Genomic DNA, 17,772 nt, shown 5'->3' with positions numbered 1-17,772 from the left:
CCCCGCCGGTACTGGCACATTTTACCGCATTGCGGCAAATCGCCAGAGTGGACGAGCACTTGGTTACGATGGACTGGGTTTAGAATAGGCGACCGCGCGCGCCGCTGCACGCGGCATCAGGCAAGGACTTTCAATGGCTGACCTGCTTAAGGCTGAAGGGGCGATGACCGGCCCGACGGACACATCTGATTCGGGCGTCAGGCGACGCGATTTCATCAATATTGCCGCAGTCAGCTTTGCCGGCGTCGGCGGCATTGCCGCGCTCGTTCCGCTGATTACGCAGATGAGCGCATCGGCCGACGTGCTCGCCGAAAGCTCGACCGAGGTTGATATTGCGGCCATCGCACCCGGCCAGGCGATCAAGGCGATGTGGCGCAAACAGCCGGTGTTCGTGCGCAACCTCACCCCCAAAGAGGTGGCAGAGGCCGAAGCGGTGCCCGTGGCATCGCTGCGTGACCCGCAAACGCTGGCACAGCGCACCAAGGCGGGCAAAGCCAACTGGCTGATCACCATGGGCGTCTGCACCCATCTTGGCTGCGTGCCGCTGGGCGCCGGCACGGGTGAGGTCAGGGGCGAATTTGGCGGCTATTTCTGCCCCTGCCACGGATCGGTCTATGATACCGCCGCGCGCATCCGCAAAGGTCCGGCACCCAAGAATCTTGAAGTGCCGACCTATGAATTTTCGTCCGACACTGTCGTGAAGATCGGCTGAGGAACCTGGCCATGAGTTTTCCCTGGGCAAAACATTACAAGCCAAGCCACCCGTTGATGGTGTGGCTCGACGATCGCCTGCCGCTGCCGCGGTTTGTCTACAACGCGGTCGGCGGCGGTTTTCCGGTACCGCGCAACCTCAACTATTTCTGGAACTTCGGCGTGCTCGCCGGGTTCTGTCTGGTGTTGCAGATCGCCACCGGGGTGATCCTGGCGATGCACTATGCCGCCAACACCGGCGTGGCGTTTGACAGTGTCGAACACATCATGCGCGATGTGAACTGGGGCTGGATGATGCGCTATGGCCATGCCAACGGCGCATCGGCGTTCTTTGTGGTGGTCTATATCCACATTTTCCGCGGCTTTTTCTATTCATCGTACAAAGCGCCGCGCGAAATGATCTGGCTGCTGGGCGTCACCATCTTTCTGCTGATGATGGCGACCGCGTTCATGGGCTATGTGCTGCCCTGGGGTCAGATGAGCTTTTGGGGCGCCAAGGTCATCACCGGGCTGTTTTCGGCCATCCCGCTGGTCGGCGAACCGCTGCAACAGTGGCTGATCGGCGGCTTTTCGCCCGACAATGCCGCGCTCAACCGCTTCTTTTCGCTGCACTTCCTGCTGCCGTTCGTGATTGCCGGGGTGATCATCCTGCACATCTGGGCGCTGCATATTCCGGGTTCGTCAAACCCCACCGGCATCGATGTGAAGGAAGAATCCGACACTGTGCCGTTCCACCCGTATTACACGGCAAAAGACGGTTTCGGTCTTGGCGTGTTCCTGCTGATTTATGCCGCATTCGTGTTCTTTGGCCCCAACATGCTGGGCCACCCGGACAATTACATCCCGGCCAACCCGATGTCGACGCCGGCGCACATTGTGCCTGAATGGTATTTCTGGCCGTTCTACGCCATCCTGCGCGCCTTCACCGCCGATTTCCTGTTCATCCCGGCCAAACTGATGGGTGTGCTGGCAATGTTCTCGGCCATCCTGGTGTGGTTCTTCCTGCCCTGGCTGGATACCTCACCGGTGCGTTCGGGCCACTACCGTCCGCTGTTCCGCAAATTCTTTTACATCCTCGTCATCGACGTGCTGGTGCTGGGATATTGTGGTGGTTCGCCGGCGGAAACCAAGTACGTGCTGATCTCGCAGATCGCATCGGCGTACTATTTCCTGCACTTCCTGGTCATCCTGCCGGTTGTGGCGTCGATCGAAAAGCCGGAACCTCTTCCGTTCTCGATCACGCAATCCGTGCTGGGCACCGACACCGCCGCGACTGCCTGAGCGGTCAGACACGAAAAAGCGAGACACGTTCATGGTCCGTATCTTTGGCCCGTTAATCGGCCTGTTTTTCGCCGCTGCACTGATCTGGTCCTTTGGGGTCGGCGCAGTCCAGTTGATCCGCGAACCCGAACCTTCGACCGCGATCAAGGAATTTCACCTTGCGCCCAAAGAGGTCAGCTACAGCTTTGACGGGCCATTCGGCACGTTTGACAAACGCGAGCTGCAGCGCGGGTTTCAGGTTTACAAGGAAGTGTGCAACAACTGCCACGCGCTGAAACAGATCGCGTTCCGCAACCTGACCGACCTGGGCTATAACCAGGCCGAGGTGAAGGCGATTGCCAAGCAGTGGGCGACCAAGGCCAAGACCTTTGACGCCAAGACCGGCGATGCGGGCGAACGCCCCAACACCCCGGCCGACCACATTCCGGCGGTCTATTACGCCGGCAGCGGCAACCCGCCAGACCTGTCGCTGATCACCAAGGCGCGTCACGAAGGGCCACAGTACGTCTTTTCGCTGCTGACCGGTTACACCGATCAACCGGCCGCGCTGCTGAAGAAATACCCGGATTCGGCGACCCCGGACGGGCTGTATTACAACCCCTATTTCTCCAACCTCAACATCGCGATGCCCGCCCCGCTGGTCAGCGACGGCCAGGTGACCTACAGCGACGGCACCAAGGCAACCGTGCCGCAGATGGCCAAGGACGTCGCCGCGTTCCTGACCTGGACCGCCGAACCCAAGCTGGACAAGCGCAAGCAGACCGGCTGGGCCGTGCTCGGCTTTCTGCTGATCGCCACTGGCCTGGCCTATCTGGCAAAGCGCAACATCTGGGCCGATCTGCACTGATCACCCCGATCGGGCCTGTTTGCCCAAGCGATAACAACGAACAAAGGCCACCGGAAACGGTGGCCTTTTTCGTCGCAGTCGCAAACATTGACGACCACCGGGTAAGCATGGCAAGGCGTGCCGCACGACACGGGCGGGTATAGCATAGTGGTAATGCACTAGCCTTCCAAGCTAGCTAGGCGGGTTCGATTCCCGCTACCCGCTCCACGTTACCGTCCACCGGCATCCACTGACATCGTTGAAACCCACGGAAATCCGCGGTATTTTGGCCCTCATCCGGTCGCTGAGGGCCGTCGTTTTCTGCCTGCATCCAAGCCATTTGGGGGCCTTGGCAGAGACAGAGCCCCTGGCGCCAATATGAGGCCCCCACCCGCTGGGGGCCCCTGAGTCGAGGGATGCCACGATGCCACTTTCCGATGCAGCGGTCCGCAATGCCAAACCTAGGCCCAAGCCCTACAAACTGAGCGATAGCGCGGGCCTCTATCTTCAGGTCCAGCCAAACGGCAGCAAACTCTGGCGGCACAAATACCGCCACCTTGGAAAAGAGAAGAAGCTGTCAATCGGGCCCTACCCCGAAATCAACCTGAGCGAAGCGCGACGCCGTCGGGATGCAGCGCGCGAGCAACTCCATTCAGGTCTTGATCCATCGCGTGAGAAGGCGAAGGCACGCCAGCACGCCGAAGTCGTAGCAGGCTGCACGTTCACGCTCGTCGCCGAAGAATACTGCTCAAAGCGCAAGCGCGATGGCGCCAACGCCTGGGCCCCTGCAACGGCCTCGCGCTGCGAATACCTGCTGTGCCAGCTCGACGGTTCCATCGGCAAGCTGCCGATTACCGACATTGCGCCGATCGACGTGCTGGAGGCAGTCCGCCGGATCGAACGAAAGGGCAATCTGGAAAGTGCCCGGCGAACTTTGCAACTGGCAGGGGCCGTGTTCCGCTATGCGGTGGCCACGGCGCGCATTCCGTCCGATCCCACCCGCGATCTGCGCGGTGCATTGTTGACGCCCAAAGTCACACACTATGGCGCGATCACTGACCCGGAGAAGGTCGGCGAACTCTTGCGCGCCATCGATGCCTACGACGGCTTTGGCATCACCAAGCAGGCCCTGCTGCTGTCAGCGCATGTCTTCGTCCGACCCGGTGAATTGCGCCACGCCCTGTGGAGCGAAATCGATCTGGATGAGTGCGTCTGGACGATCCCGGCCGAAAAGATGAAAATGCGCAAACCGCATCATGTTCCGCTGTCAAAGCAAGTGGTCGAGCTGCTGAAGGACCTGCGCTGCGTCACCGGCCCCAATGGTTTTGTCTTTCCTTCGGTCCGCTCACGCGCCCGACCGATGAGCGAGAACACCCTGAATGGCGGCCTGCGCCGCCTTGGCTACACGACGCACGAAATGACCGGCCACGGCTTTCGGGCGATGGCCAGCACGCTGCTCAACGAATCGGGCAGGTGGTCGTCCGATGCCATCGAGCGCGCACTTGCCCACGGTGACAAGGACAAAGTGCGTGCCGCCTATCATCGCGGCACGCACTGGAAGGAACGCGTGCAGATGGCACAGTGGTGGTCCGACTACCTCGATAAACTGCGCGACACCGTAAACAACAAGTCGATGCGTCGCAGGTTGGCCGCGGCGGCCTGACGGCCAGCCTCACCGCGATCGGCCTGCCCCCGCCAGCCCGACAAGCGCGCGCAAGCTCGTCATCGGTATCAGGGTGCAGCGCCCGACCTTGACCGTCTCGATGTCGCCCGAAGCAATCAACTCGTAGATCTTCGATCGGCACAAGCCGGTCAGCCGAACCGCTTCGGAAATACGTACCGTCAACGGATCAAGCGCAAGCAGCGGCGACAGAGCGGTCGGCTTTACAGGTGGCGCAAACGGCAGACCCAATTGCTCACCGCCAGGAACTGCAGGGTTGGTGGTCCGGCGGATCATTGGCCCGCCTCCATGTCCAGGGCAGCCACCTTGCGACGGAAGGCCTCGTGCACCCGCTCACGCAAAGCGGGGTCCGGGTGGGAAGCGAGGATGGCCTCGAGCGCGCAAGTGACGAACACCAACTGGCGATGCAGTTGTGCCTGCCCTTTGCGCAGGGCCTCATCACGCACACGGCCTTCATAAAGATCGGCAAGGACAGTGCCGAGCCATTGGCTGCGGCTGACAGCCGCCTTGCGCGCCTGCCCTTCGACCCAGGCGGCGATGTTGCCGGGCACATAGGCTTGCAATGGTACATTGGATTTCATGACCGACTCCTCAATAAAAGAAGCCTGGTCGCACTGCGAAAGTGCATTCGAGTTAAATCGGCAAACGGAACATGTCAAGAACATTGCGCGTAAGGATTTCCGCGCCTTTCAGGCAGACCAAATCAATTCGATTTGTACCAACTGTGAGCAAATCACTCTGCTTGGGTAATGCACGACGGCCATCTATCGCCATTTTCCACCGTAATTCCAGACCTTTAAACCGCTGCAATGTATTGCGTACGGTGTGCCCTACATTGTACCTTCCTGCGGGCGTTGGCTCCCTCCTTCCTGCCTGACTTGCCAATGTAGCCTTGGCTCTGATTCCGGCGGGATTGGCCATTGGCCTCCCGGCCGTTTGAGGATGAAAACTGGATGCGTTCCTAGACCCAACGGCGCGAATCGCACTGGCAATGCGTCCCGGCAAAACACGCTGCGACAAGCGCTTATTAGCTATGAGAAATCAGGTTCCGTTCCTGCGCGGCAAGCGATAGACCAGCAATACGAGCAGGATGATCTGCGCGCAGGGGCGGCGCCAAAATCGACTATGAAATCCGGAATTCGAGACAATCGCAGTCGCGGCACGGCTGCCAGCTTCCTCAAGGATAAGGTGCGCGCGGGAAGTGATCTCTCCGTGGTTTCGGCTTATTTCACCAGCTTCGCCTATACGCGCCTGGCTGAGACATTGGACGAAATTGGCAAGCTCAGGTTCCTGTTTGGAGAGCCAAGGTTTCTCGAAAGCGTTGAAGCCGAAAATCTGAACCCGCCCGCCTTCTCGCTGGACGAAGATGGTCTGACCCTCAGCGACGGACTACGCAAATCCGGCTCGGCAACCCAATGCGCGCAGTGGATCAGGGAAAAAGCAGAAATCCGGTCCATCAAACGGGCTGGGCTGATGCATGGCAAGCTTTACCATATCCACGACGGCAAGCGCGATCATGCGCTTGTTGGCAGCTCTAATTTCACGATCAAGGGCCTTGGCCTGACCGACGAGCCCAACATCGAACTCAACCTGATCGTCGATTCTGATCGCGATCGCGACGATCTGCTCGCCTGGTTCAATGAGCTCTGGGCCGACGAGACTTTGACCGAAGACGTGAAAGACGAAGTGCTTGAGCGCCTTGAGCGCCTCTATCGCCACAACGCGCCCGAATTTGTCTATTTCAAAACCCTCTACCACCTGTTCAGCCAATACCTCGCCGATCAGACGATTGAAGAAGAGCGGCTCAATGATGCCCGCTTCACTGAAACCGCCATCTGGCAAATGCTGTTCGAGTTTCAGCGTGACGGCGTCGGCGCGGTCCGTGCCAAGCTGGACCGGTATGGCGGGTGCATTCTGGCTGATAGCGTCGGCCTCGGCAAAACGTTCGTCGCGCTCGCGGTCATCAAATGGTTCGAACTGCGCAACCAACGCGTGCTGGTCCTGTGCCCGAAAAAATTGCGCGACAACTGGACCGAATTTCTGGTCCAGAACAACAGCGAAACCAATCCCCTGCTGGCGGATCGATTTGCCTACACCGTGCTTTCACACACCGATCTGACGCGCACGTCCGGCAAAGTCGGAGACATGAATCTCGGCTCGATCAATTGGGGCAATTACGATCTCGTTGTCATCGATGAATCGCATAATTTCCGCACGGCTTCGCGTGGCAAATCGAATGGCGGAGATTTGGATTACCGGCCCAGCCGCTACGAAAAGCTGATCCAGGACGTGATCGGTTCTGGCATCAAGACCAAAGTTCTGATGCTGTCGGCAACCCCGGTGAACAATGACCTGTCAGATTTGAAAAGCCAGCTTGACCTGGTGCTGGCCAGCAAGCCCGATGCATTTCTGGACCTTGGCATCACCAACTTTGGCGGCATGATCGGCGATGCCCGTCGTAAATTCAAAGAGTGGGCCAAGAATGGCGGCAAAGACCGCGACGCGCTGATCGGCCGACTGCCTCCGGCATTGTTTAGCCTGCTCGACGGGGTGACCATTGCGCGGTCGCGCCGGCACGTAGAGCGGCATTACGCCTCGGCGATGGAAACGATCGGCCATTTCCCGGCACGCGAGCGCCCGGTGTCGGTCTTCGCCCAAATCGACACGGACGGCGAATTTCCGGCCTTTGCCCATGTGCATGACGAAATCAGCGCCTTGCGCATGGCGCTCTATAATCCGCTCAGCTTCGTGCATGCTGAGCATAAGCACCGCTATGACCCGGGCGGCAACTTCGACCAGGGCAACCGCGAACGGTTCCTGATCGGGATCATCAAGACGGGTTTGCTGAAGCGGCTGGAAAGTTCGGTCAATTCCTTCGGGACGTCGATGGCGCGCCTGTGCGATCGGATCGATCGGCGCTTGGCTGACATTGAGGCTTTCAAGTCCGGCCAATCCAAAACGCTCACCGATCTCGAGATCCCCGACGATGTCGAAGGCGATGAAGAGCTTGAAGAGGCCTTCGAAGTCGGCGGCGCGCTCAAATACAACCTGGCCCATATGGATCTTGATGGCTGGGCAGAGGCGCTTCGGTCCGACCGATCCTTGCTGGAGCAATTGCGAAACGCCGCCTTCGGCGTGACGCCCGATCGCGACGCAAAGCTTGCCGAGCTCAAAAAGATCCTGCTCGATAAATTCCGCTCACCGACCATCAACCGGGCAGGCGAGCCCATTCGCAAGGTTATCGTCTTCACCGCCTTCTCGGACACGGCGCAATACCTCTACAATGAGCTGGTTCCCTTCGCCGACGCCCAGCACGTCAAGGCCGGGCTGGTGACAGGCGGCGGCGAAACCAAGGCAACGTTGGGCAAGGCGCGCTACCAGGACATCCTCACCAACTTCGCACCCCGGGCAAAGAAACGCGCCGCCATGAAGGGCTTGCCTCAAGACGCGGAAATCGACTTGCTGATTGCCACCGACTGCATCTCCGAAGGCCAAAACCTTCAGGATGCCGATCTGCTGGTCAATTTCGACATTCACTGGAACCCGGTGCGCCTGATCCAGCGCTTCGGCCGGATCGACCGCATCGGTAGCCTGCATAACGCGATCAAGATGATCAATTTCTGGCCAACGCCCGATCTCAATCACTACATCAATCTGAAAGGCCGGGTCGAAGCGCGCATGGCGCTGGTCGATCTTTCCGCGACCGGCGAAGACAACATCCTGGCCGACGTGAAGGACGCCGCGGAAGCCGATCTCAAATGGCGCGACAAGCAGTTGCTGCGTCTGAAAGATGAAGTGTTCGATTTGGAGGATGAACCCGAAGGCGTCACCCTCGCCGAGTTCTCACTCGAAGATTTCCGCGCCGATCTGCTGCATTTTTCCCGGCATAACGAAGGCGCGCTGGAAGATGCTCCCATCGGCATCAGCGCAATAGCCCCCACCGATGGTGAAGGCGCCACTTTCGACCCCGGCGTGATCTTTTGCCTGAAGCGCAAAGGGGACAAGCTGCCCGAAGGCCAGAAACCGATTGGTGGCCTCGATCCCTTCTTCCTGGTCTATGTCCGCGCAAATGGGTCAATCCGCCACGGTTTCGCCGCGCCAAAGACGATCCTCGATGCCATGCGCGCCTTGTGCCTCGGCCGCACCGAACCCCTCGTCCACTTGTGCGATGCCTTTGACCGCGAGACTGACAAGGGCCAGGACATGTCAGGCTACGATGCACTCGCACGGGCAGCCGTCGAAGCCATCAAATCAAACTACGCAGGCCGGGCGCTCAGCGCACTCGCTGCCAACAAGGGCGGCAAACTGGCCGATGCCAAGGCGCAACCACGTAGTGAGGGGGATTTCGAACTGATCACCTGGCTGATCATTAAACCCGCAGAGGCGAGAGCATGAACGCGCAACGCTCGGCGATCGATAGTGCTGTACGCGCGTTTGGTGACATGCCGTTGCAGGAAGCTGGCCTCGGCCTGCTTGATGCCTTGGGCTATCGCAGTGCCAAAACTATCGTGCTCGATGGCAGTCCCGCCACTTTCGCGCGCGAAATCGATCACGAGGGGCAGCTTTCAACTAAACCGGCCTGCTTCGATAAATGGCAGGAAGTTCAATTCCTGTTCCAGCTTACCAATGACGAAATCCCGATGCTTGGCCATTCACAGGCAGGGTTTGACCTTCGAGAACGCTATGGCCGCAGCATCGTTGACAGCTTTGTCTTCCTGGCAATCGCGCTTGAGGGAGAGGATTGGAAGCGCGGCGCGCTCGCCGGCATCACTCGCGCAGTGAACGCCATGTTCGCCATGCCGGTCATCATCCTGTTCAGGCATGGCAATCTGTTCTCATTGGCGGCCAGCGAACGCCGCCCCAACCGCCGCGATGCAAGCCGCGATGTGCAGACCGGGCGAATTTCGATCATTCTGGGTGTATCGACCAAGCGTCCCCACCGTGGTCATCTGAGCATCCTGGCCAAGCTCGATTGGCGTGCAATGCGCCCGCGCCCTTCCAATTTCGATGATTTATATGCCGGTTGGCGCGCTGCGCTTTCGACCAAGACGCTCAACGAAGCCTTCTACAAAGAGCTCAGTCATTGGTTCTTTTGGGCGCGCGACAGCGTGACATTCCCCGAAGGTGCGGGCGACAAGACTGAAGTGCCACTGATCCGGCTACTCACGCGCGTCATCTTCTGCTGGTTCATCAAAGAGCGAGGCCTGATCCCGCCGAGCTTGTTCCGGCTCGAAGACGTGCGCCCGCTGCTCAAAGTTGATCCGGCAACCTCGCCGGACGATGGCAACTACTATCGCGCCGTTCTGCAGAACCTGTTTTTCGCCACACTCAACACCGAAATGCCAGAACCCGGTAAAGAAGGGGGCCGCAAATGGCGCTCAAAAAGCGCCGGCGGGGGCCAGGACGGGCACTTCATGGTGCACAGTCTGTATCGCTATCAGGACTTGTTCGCCGATCCTGATGCGGCACTGGCGCTGTTCCGAACTGTGCCTTTCCTCAACGGTGGCCTATTCGAATGCCTTGACCGTGAAGTCACGCCAAAGGAATTGAAGCGCGATCCGGACCTTGCAAAGCTGTCGCTGGACGGCAAGCGCATCCGCGTTGATGGCTTTTCGGATCACCCGAAGAATCCACTCCACATCCCCAACCGGGTGTTTTTTGGCGATGAAATCAAGGTCGATCTCAACGCCATCTATGAAACCAGGGGCAAGGAATATCGTGCGCGCGGACTGTTCACCCTGTTCGATGATTACGTTTTTACGGTCGAAGAAAACACCTCGGTAGAGGAAGAAGTCGCTCTTGACCCGGAACTGCTTGGCAAGGTTTTTGAAAACCTGCTGGCGTCATACAACGAGGAAACCAGCACCACCGCGCGCAAAAAGTCGGGCGCATTCTACACCCCCCGCTATGTTGTCGATTACATGGTGCGCGAAACGCTGGCGCATCAGTTCACCCGTGCGCTGATGGCGGAGCGGCCTGGGGACACTGGCGGCATCAGGCCCAATGCAGAATCCTTCGACCTTGGGCCCGCCCCAGGCGAACTGGCAATGGAGCCAGGCAAGCCCCGTGACAAAATCGATACGACTCAATCGGAATTTGCCGAGCGCGTTGCCGCCTTGCTTGATCCGACCCTGCCTGTACCCGCTTTCTCGAAGAAGGAATCCGCCACGCTGATTGCCGCCATCGAGGATTTGAAAGTCCTCGATCCTGCGTGTGGGTCTGGTGCCTTTCCCATGGGTATGTTGCAGGCCCTGATGGAAGTGCTGCGTCGCCTTGATCCGGACAACGCTCAATGGAAAGCGACACTGCGCGCCCCGCTTGAGAGCCGATTGGCCAACGCGCGAAATTATGACGTGACGAGGCGCGAAACAGAGCTGGAAGAGGCTGAATCTGCGCTTGCCGCGTTTGACGAAGAATTCGCCGACGACGATCTGGCCGATTATGTCCGCAAACTGCACCTGATCGAAAAATGCCTTTATGGCTCAGACATTCAGCCAATCGCAATTCTGATCGCAAAATTGCGCTTTTTCATCAGCCTGGCTGTCGAACAGAAGCCACACCCAGACCGCCCAAATCTGGGCATCAAGCCGCTGCCCAACCTTGAAACCAAGCTGGTTGCCGCCAACAGCCTAATTCCGCTTGAACGGCCGAAACAGGATGACCTGTTCGCAAACCCGCGCATCCGTGATCTCGAGCGACTGACCGAGGATGCCACCCAGCGCCATTTCGGCGCGCGGACAATGAAGACGAAGCGCAAATATCGCGACCTGATCCAGACCTACCGTGACGTACTTTCCGAAATCCTGGAGCACGAACATTCGCTCAAGCATGAGGATGCGCTGAAGGCCGCCGCCTGGAACCCGTTCGATCAGAATGCCACAGCGCCTTTCTTCGATCCGCTGTGGATGTTCCAGATGCACGACGGGTTCGATATAGTGATCGGCAACCCGCCTTACGTGCGACATGAAAAGTTCAAGGAACAGAAGCCTGAGCTCGAAAAAATCTACGGGGTAAAGGACGCCAAAGGCATTCCTCTCGGAAGCTATGCCGGAACGGCGGACTATCTTGTCTATTTCATCGAACGTGGCATGCGGTTGCTCAAGCCGGGCGGCGCCTTCAGCTACATTACCTCAAACAAATGGTATCGCGCCAAATATGGCGAAAATTTGCGCGTATGGATGACACGCAACTCCAAGCTGCTCAGCATCATCGATTTCGGTGATGCCGATGTGTTTGAAGCAATCGCCTACCCGACGATTATCACAGCCCAACGCCGTGAAGGCACAGGGCCGTTGCCCGATGACCGATTCCGCGCACTGAATTGGCAAGGGCTAGGTGACGTTACAGACAAGGAGAACTTTTGGACGTATCTCTACACCGCTGGCTTTACTATGCCGCAAGCCGCCCTGGAAAAGGACGGCTGGCAGCTTGAGCCAACGGTAAAACGCGACCTGCTTGCGCGCATCCGTGCAGCAGGCGTGCCGCTTGGAGACTTTGTTGGAAAGCGGCTCTATCGTGGCATCCTGACGGGATACAACGACGCATTCGTTATTGATGGCGCGACACGGGCAAGCCTGATCGCCAAAGACCCCAAATCAGCGGAAATCATTAAGCCTTACCTTCGCGGCCGAGATGTCAAGCGCTGGCGGGCAAAGCCGCAAGACCTGTGGCTCATCTTCACTCGCAAGGGCACGGATATTGAGCGTTACCCTGCGATCAAACAGCACCTTGAACATTTTCGCGAAGCTCTGGAGCCAAAACCTGCTGATTGGAAACCGACCGATACGCAAAAGGAATGGCCGGGCCGCAAACCTGGACCTTACGCTTGGTATGAAATCCAAGACAACGTAGCTTATTGGGAGTCGTTTAAGGAGCCGAAGATTATCGTTCCAGCTATCGAAAAATCGGTGGCCTACGCCTCCGACAAAGAGGGATATTTTAGTAACGACAAAACCAGTATCATCGTTTCTGACGAATGGCGCTATATTCTCGCGTGCCTGAATTCTTCGGTTTCATGGTGGGTTAGCCAGGCGCTTTATGCAGGACGTGCAGGTGGCTTCTTCGAATTCAAGCCTATGTATATTAGTGAATTCCCTATTCCAAAAAGCCCAGGTAGCGACTGCACCGAAGTAATTGGAGTACTCGTTGATATACTGACGGCTAACTACTCGAATCCCGCGTTTGAGCAGTTATTGAACAGCTTAATTTACGAACTCTATTTCCCCGACAACCTTCATGCGCGTGGGCTCTATCCGCTTAATTTTGCCTGTGAAGTGGGCCTTCAATGGCTCTCGGGCCTCGAAGGCGACAAACTTGCCAGCGCCGCCGCCGACTTCGCGCAGGAAAACCTCGCACCAGGGCAGCCGCTGCGCGTGATGTTGTCCGACCTGCAAACGTTGGATGTGGTGCGGATTATTGAGGGAAAAGCTTAGTGGCGAAAGTTTTATCCGGGGCTGGAAAAGTATTCGTTTCCCATACCCCGGGAGTCCGCCCACGTATCGATCGGATATCGATCCAGAATTTTCGTGCCTTCCCTGGAACGGGCAATCCCGAAATCGATCTTAACGGCAAGAATTTGCTGGTTTACGGCGAAAACGGTGCAGGAAAATCATCGATATTTCACGCACTGGACGAGTTTTTTTCGATTGATCCAGCCACTATCGTCAGTCGCAAGAAGTTGCTGGAGTCACAGGCGAACATTTTCTCGCCCGACGGCTCAGAGCTAACGTCGGTCACAGTGACCTTCGCTGGAGGCGATCCGATAGCTTGGAGCGACAAGGGGCACCCCGTCGACATTGTAGGCGTCGCACCGGTCGTGATCGAAGGCGCCTATCGGAAGGCTATGCTTGATTATCGAGCGTTGCTCGATGTAAACTACAAGTTCATCGGCCAGGACATCAATCTTTTCCCTGCGTTCATTTCGGTCCTGTTGCGCGACATGCCGGTCCCCTACAATGGAACGCCAAGGGAGTTGGCGCGAATTTGGCGTCGTACTAAGTCCTTCTTCGATGCGCGGCACACGGCCTCCCGACGGGATTTGATTGATGCCATGATGGCGGCGATCAATGCGGCAATCGACCTGACTCTGCCCGCGCTTAAAGACGCTACCAACAAGTTTTTGAAGCTGCTCAAGTGCGATGATCTCGAGATCGTGGACTTTGAGTTCTCGCACCTTGGTTGCAACTGGACTCGTCCGCGCGCCGCTCGAAAAATTCGCAACCAGAAGATCGGGTTCATGTTGAAACAGCGTGGTGAAGAAATCGGTCGGCCACATCATTTCCTCAACGAAGCACGCCTATCTAGTCTTGCCCTGGCATTCTATCTCGCCGGACGACAAATCATGACACAGACCTTGCAGCTTGACACTCCAAAACTGATGGTGCTGGACGATGTCCTTGTCGGCCTTGACCAGTCCAATCGGTTGCCAGTCCTCGATCTTCTCAAGACTGAATTCGAAGAATGGCAAATCGTACTACTCACTCATGATCGGGTATGGTTTGAAATGGCCCGCGCGCATTTGCCTGAAGAAGGTGCTCAAGCTTGGACGACCATTGAGCTTTTTGAAGGCACTGATCCCTCAGGTGTAACTCGCCCAGTTCAGCGCCCGCACAACATGGATCAGGTGATCGACAATCTGACAATTGCCAATACATTCCTGGCTGCCAATCATGACAATGCCGCTGCTGTCCATACACGTATTGCGTTTGAACAATCGCTCAAGAAATTCTGTGAGAAGCGCAGCGTTCCAGTCGCATTTAAGGCCAATCCCAAAGAATTGAAGACCGAGGATTTACTTAACGCGGTCGATGCTTGGCTTGTCGAGCCTAAGCATGCAGCCAAGCGAGCGGCCAAGAAGGTAGTGCTCGATCCTTTATTGCAGGCCGCTCGAGCCAGCCAGAGGGTAATCCTTAACCCCTATTCGCACTCAACGCCTGTTACTCTCGCGAAAGGTGAAGTGAAATCTGCAATCGACGCCGTGCAGAATTTGAACGCTGAATTTAGGAAATAGCAGCCGTGACCCCCGACAAAAAATCCATTTCCGAGCTGTTTGACAAGCGAGAACAATATCTTATTCCGCTTTTTCAACGGGGCTATGTCTGGGCTCTTGATAAGCAGATCGCCCTGCTTTGGGAGGATATCATTGAGCAGATGGAGGCGCTGGCGGAATATCGTGCCAACGCCAAGCAGGTAGGGCAGGATCAACTGCGCAAACTGCGAAAGCATTTCCTCGGAGCCATCGTCATTGGCCCTTTGGTCGAAGGTGATGGCCAGAGGGTAAGCAGCCGGGAAGTCATCGACGGCCAGCAGCGCATCACGACTCTGCAAATTTTGCTGCTTGCGCTGCGCGACGTTTGCAAAACGGCTGGCGATGAAGCCCTGGATGAGGACCTGCGCAATCTGACCTTCAACAAGGGCAGCTATCTCAACAAGGCCGATGCCCAGAAGGTCATGCCCACCAATGCCGGCCGAGAGATTTTGCAAACGCTCGTCTCGCTGGGCGGGATCGATGCTGTCAGCGAGAGATATCCGGCTTGGCGGTGGCTGGTCGATGCCGAAAAGAAATGGGAGTGGTGCGATCGGCCTCTGATGGTTCAGGCGTACCTTTATTTTCATGCAATGCTGCTTTGCCAGCTGCGAGGTCTGCGATTTGATGCGCCGGCTACCGACGACGATAGCGATACAGGTCGGACGATTTCGGAAGAGGTGATCCGCCAGGTTCGCAAGGGCAACGAATTCAAACTGCCGCGTGCTGATACCTCACTCAAAATGGGCGTGGCGCGCCTGCTTCTCGATTCGTTCGAGAGCTGCTTCCAGATCATGCAACTGCGCCTGGAAGATGAAGATGATCCGCAAATCATTTTTGAAACGCTCAACGCACGCGGCGAACCGCTCACCCCAAGCGATTTGATCCGAAATTTCCTGTTCCTTCGTGCGATCCGTGCCGGCGAGGATGTGGACGCGCTGTACGATGAGTACTGGAAGCCGTTCGACGAAAAGCCGGATGCGGCCGCGCAAGCAAAGGGGACACCCTTCTGGCGCAAAGAAGAACGACAGGGCCGCTTGAAATCGGCCCGCATCGATCTGTTCATGTACCACTATACGACCCTGCGACGGGTCGCGACCCTGAAGGTTGCGCACGTTTTTGAGGAGTTCAAAGACTGGTGGGACGGCGCTGACCGGCAAACCGCGGTTGAAATGGGCCGCATCAAAGCCCTGTCGTCACATTTCGAGAAAATTGTCGCTCCCGGCCAAAAGGGGAAGTTCGAACGGTTCTGTCGCAGGTTGATGCTGCTGGACACGTCCACCGCGACGCCGCTTTTGCTATATTTCCTTGAGCAATTTGCACCAGATTCAGATGAGTTTGGACAGGTTATGCGCGACATCGATTCCTACCTCGTCCGCCGTTTCGTCTGTGGGCTGACGACCAAGTCATACAACAAGACGTTCATGCATCTCCTCGAAGAGGCGGTCCAGAACGGTAAGCCCTGCCCCGATCAGCTGCGCAAAAACCTGCTCTCTCTGAAGGGCGACAGCCAATTGTGGCCTGATGACCAACTCTTTGCCGACAAATGGGAGCTGGGCCGCCTTTATCAGGGCAGCAGCACCCGAAAGGTCCGGGCCGTCCTCGAAGGTCTGGAAATGGGTTTGCGGACATACAAGCAAGAGTATCTGCCTGAACTCGAACTCCTCTCCGTCGAGCATGTCATGCCACAGAAGTGGAAGCCTGAAGATTACCCCCTGCCCATCGATGACGCGGGATCACGCACCGTTCGGGGCAACCTCATCCACAGCATCGGAAATTTGACGCTGGTGACGCCTGGTTACAATTCCAACCTGTCCAACCGAGGTTTCCATGAGAAGCGTCCGGAGATAGCAGCGAACAGCGCGCTTCAGCTTAACTGCTACTTTCAGCAGTTTGGTGACGATCATGTTTGGGATGAGGCCGCGATACGGAATCGGGCCGTAAAGTTTTTACCTTTGGCAATTGGCATCTGGGCGAAACCGGATTGAGCAATCCCATAAGCCTTCGAGCCGCGTTCCTTGGAACAAAACCGATCACGATTGTTCTTTTGATTGGAGCATGATATGATCAATTCGAAGGAAAATGCCATGACCCTGACCGCCCTGCCGCATGATCGCCCCGCTAAAGCTTCAAAGGTCCTAACCGAGGCAGTCAGCCGAATCGCCGATATCTGGCAACTGCCCAATGCAAAGCTAGGCGCGATCCTTGGCCTGTCTGGGCCGACAGCGTCGCGGTTGCGATCGGGTAGCTATGCGCTGGAGCCAGGGTCAAAACCGTTTGAGCTAGCGCAACACCTTTTGCGGCTGTTCCGGTCACTCGATAGCTGGCTGGGGCAGGATGATGAATCCGCCCGGTCGTGGCTGGCGACGCGCAATCTCGATCTTGACGGGCGGCCGATCGACCTGGTGCTGACCATCCGGGGCCTGTTGCGCACGAGCGATTATGTTGACGCGCTCCGCGCTCGAGTCTGAACTTCGACCCTATCGCGGGCGGGTTTACCGGATTGTCGAGGCGCAGCACCGGATCTCCACCAACCGGCTGGCGGACAGCAACGCCGATCAGGCGCTGCTGGAAGTGCTGGCCGACGAGGTGAAGCCGGCCCTGCCCGAAAGCGCGCGGCACCTGCCGTGGTTGCTGGCATCGCCATTCCGTTATGGCCTCGGGCGTCCGTCGCGGTTTCGCGCGGCGCATGTATTGCCGGGCATTCTCTATGCGTCGGAGGCCATCGAGACGGCGGTGGCTGAGGCTGCACATTGGCGAATGGTGGCGTTCAGCCGGTCACCCGGATTTCGCCTGCCGCGCACGCCGACGCCTATGTCGGCGTTTTCGACTGTGGTAATGACAGACCGGTTGCTGGATTTGCTGGGCGGTGCGCTGGCTGCTCAGCACGAAGACTGGACGCACCCTACCGATTACGCACAGACGCAGGCCTTGGCGGATGTCGCCCGAACGCTGAACGCCGGCGCGATCCGCGCGCTATCGGCACGGCTGAACGGTGGCGTGAATATCGCGGTGCTCGATCCGGCCGCGCTGAGCCCGGCGGTGCGGCCGCATTCGAGCTGGGCGTTCCTGGTGACCCGCGACGGACTGCTCGCCATCAGGGAACTGAGCGATCAGACAATGCGGTTCACGACGCCGGAATTTTGAGCATGCCGCCAACTGTGTTTGGCGATCGATACCCCTTGCCAGCCTCCGTTTGTGGATCGGCGTGCAAAAGGAACCCGGTTAGCGGGGTGATCGGCGTCCAAA

12 protein-coding genes and 1 tRNA gene are annotated in these 17,772 nt (G+C 57.7%); 11 read left to right on the top strand and 2 right to left on the bottom strand.

The genetic code is table 11. The features are described from left to right. Positions 1-133: 133 nt before the first annotated feature. From petA to ABWP89_RS09710, 5 genes are all read left to right on the top strand, one after another. A complete protein-coding gene (petA, locus tag ABWP89_RS09730; RefSeq protein ID WP_353228931.1) occupies positions 134-712 on the top strand; it encodes a ubiquinol-cytochrome c reductase iron-sulfur subunit in 579 nt (192 codons plus the stop codon). A gap of 11 nt (positions 713-723) precedes the next feature. Then, a complete protein-coding gene (locus ABWP89_RS09725; RefSeq protein WP_353228929.1) occupies positions 724-1,992 on the top strand; it encodes a cytochrome b in 1,269 nt (422 codons plus the stop codon). A gap of 31 nt (positions 1,993-2,023) precedes the next feature. Beyond that, positions 2,024-2,839 carry a cytochrome c1 gene (locus tag ABWP89_RS09720; RefSeq protein WP_353228928.1) on the top strand — a complete coding sequence of 272 codons (816 nt, stop codon included), beginning with the start codon at positions 2,024-2,026 and terminating at the stop codon, positions 2,837-2,839. Between the two features lie 133 nt (positions 2,840-2,972). Further along, positions 2,973-3,046, top strand: a tRNA-Gly gene (locus ABWP89_RS09715). A gap of 196 nt (positions 3,047-3,242) precedes the next feature. Continuing rightward, positions 3,243-4,481 (top strand): tyrosine-type recombinase/integrase, encoded by a 1,239-nt coding sequence (locus ABWP89_RS09710; protein WP_353228926.1) that lies wholly within the window; start codon positions 3,243-3,245, stop codon positions 4,479-4,481. 9 nt (positions 4,482-4,490) lie between these two features. Here ABWP89_RS09710 and ABWP89_RS09705 read toward each other — a convergent pair whose 3' ends face one another. Both ABWP89_RS09705 and ABWP89_RS09700 read right to left on the bottom strand, forming a co-directional pair. Further along, positions 4,491-4,775 (bottom strand): helix-turn-helix domain-containing protein, encoded by a 285-nt coding sequence (locus ABWP89_RS09705; protein ID WP_353228925.1) that lies wholly within the window; start codon positions 4,773-4,775, stop codon positions 4,491-4,493. After that, on the bottom strand, positions 4,772-5,080 hold the full coding sequence (locus tag ABWP89_RS09700; RefSeq protein WP_353228924.1) for a hypothetical protein: 309 nt from the start codon (positions 5,078-5,080) through the stop codon (positions 4,772-4,774). Before ABWP89_RS09700 ends, ABWP89_RS09705 begins: the two co-directional genes overlap by 4 nt. A 544-nt stretch (positions 5,081-5,624) precedes the next feature. Between ABWP89_RS09700 and ABWP89_RS09695 the strand changes: the two genes are divergently transcribed. The 6 genes from ABWP89_RS09695 to ABWP89_RS09670 all read left to right on the top strand — a co-directional run bounded on the left by ABWP89_RS09695 (position 5,625) and on the right by ABWP89_RS09670 (position 17,670). Further along, positions 5,625-8,894 carry a helicase-related protein gene (locus ABWP89_RS09695; protein ID WP_353228922.1) on the top strand — a complete coding sequence of 1,090 codons (3,270 nt, stop codon included), beginning with the start codon at positions 5,625-5,627 and terminating at the stop codon, positions 8,892-8,894. Continuing rightward, the gene (locus tag ABWP89_RS09690) at positions 8,891-12,931 is read left to right on the top strand and encodes an Eco57I restriction-modification methylase domain-containing protein (protein WP_353228921.1); all 4,041 of its coding nucleotides are present in this window, start codon (positions 8,891-8,893) and stop codon (positions 12,929-12,931) included. Before ABWP89_RS09695 ends, ABWP89_RS09690 begins: the two co-directional genes overlap by 4 nt. Next, positions 12,931-14,508, top strand: a complete 1,578-nt coding sequence (locus tag ABWP89_RS09685; RefSeq protein ID WP_353228920.1) for an AAA family ATPase — start codon at positions 12,931-12,933, stop codon at positions 14,506-14,508. Before ABWP89_RS09690 ends, ABWP89_RS09685 begins: the two co-directional genes overlap by 1 nt. Positions 14,509-14,513: 5 nt before the next feature. After that, entirely contained in the window at positions 14,514-16,511 is a 1,998-nt protein-coding gene (locus tag ABWP89_RS09680) for a DUF262 domain-containing protein (RefSeq protein ID WP_353228918.1), read from the top strand. A gap of 99 nt (positions 16,512-16,610) precedes the next feature. Beyond that, a complete protein-coding gene (locus ABWP89_RS09675) occupies positions 16,611-16,994 on the top strand; it encodes an antitoxin Xre/MbcA/ParS toxin-binding domain-containing protein (RefSeq protein ID WP_353228916.1) in 384 nt (127 codons plus the stop codon). Next, the gene (locus ABWP89_RS09670; RefSeq protein WP_353228915.1) at positions 16,966-17,670 is read left to right on the top strand and encodes an RES family NAD+ phosphorylase; all 705 of its coding nucleotides are present in this window, start codon (positions 16,966-16,968) and stop codon (positions 17,668-17,670) included. The genes ABWP89_RS09675 and ABWP89_RS09670 overlap by 29 nt, the downstream gene beginning before the upstream one ends. The last annotated feature ends 102 nt before the right edge of the window (positions 17,671-17,772 follow it).

This window comes from Novosphingobium sp., from assembly GCF_040398825.1.
Taxonomy (GTDB): Bacteria; Pseudomonadota; Alphaproteobacteria; order Sphingomonadales; family Sphingomonadaceae; genus Novosphingobium.
Note: the sequence above shows the minus strand (reverse complement) of the source record. Positions and strands in the feature narration are given on the sequence as shown.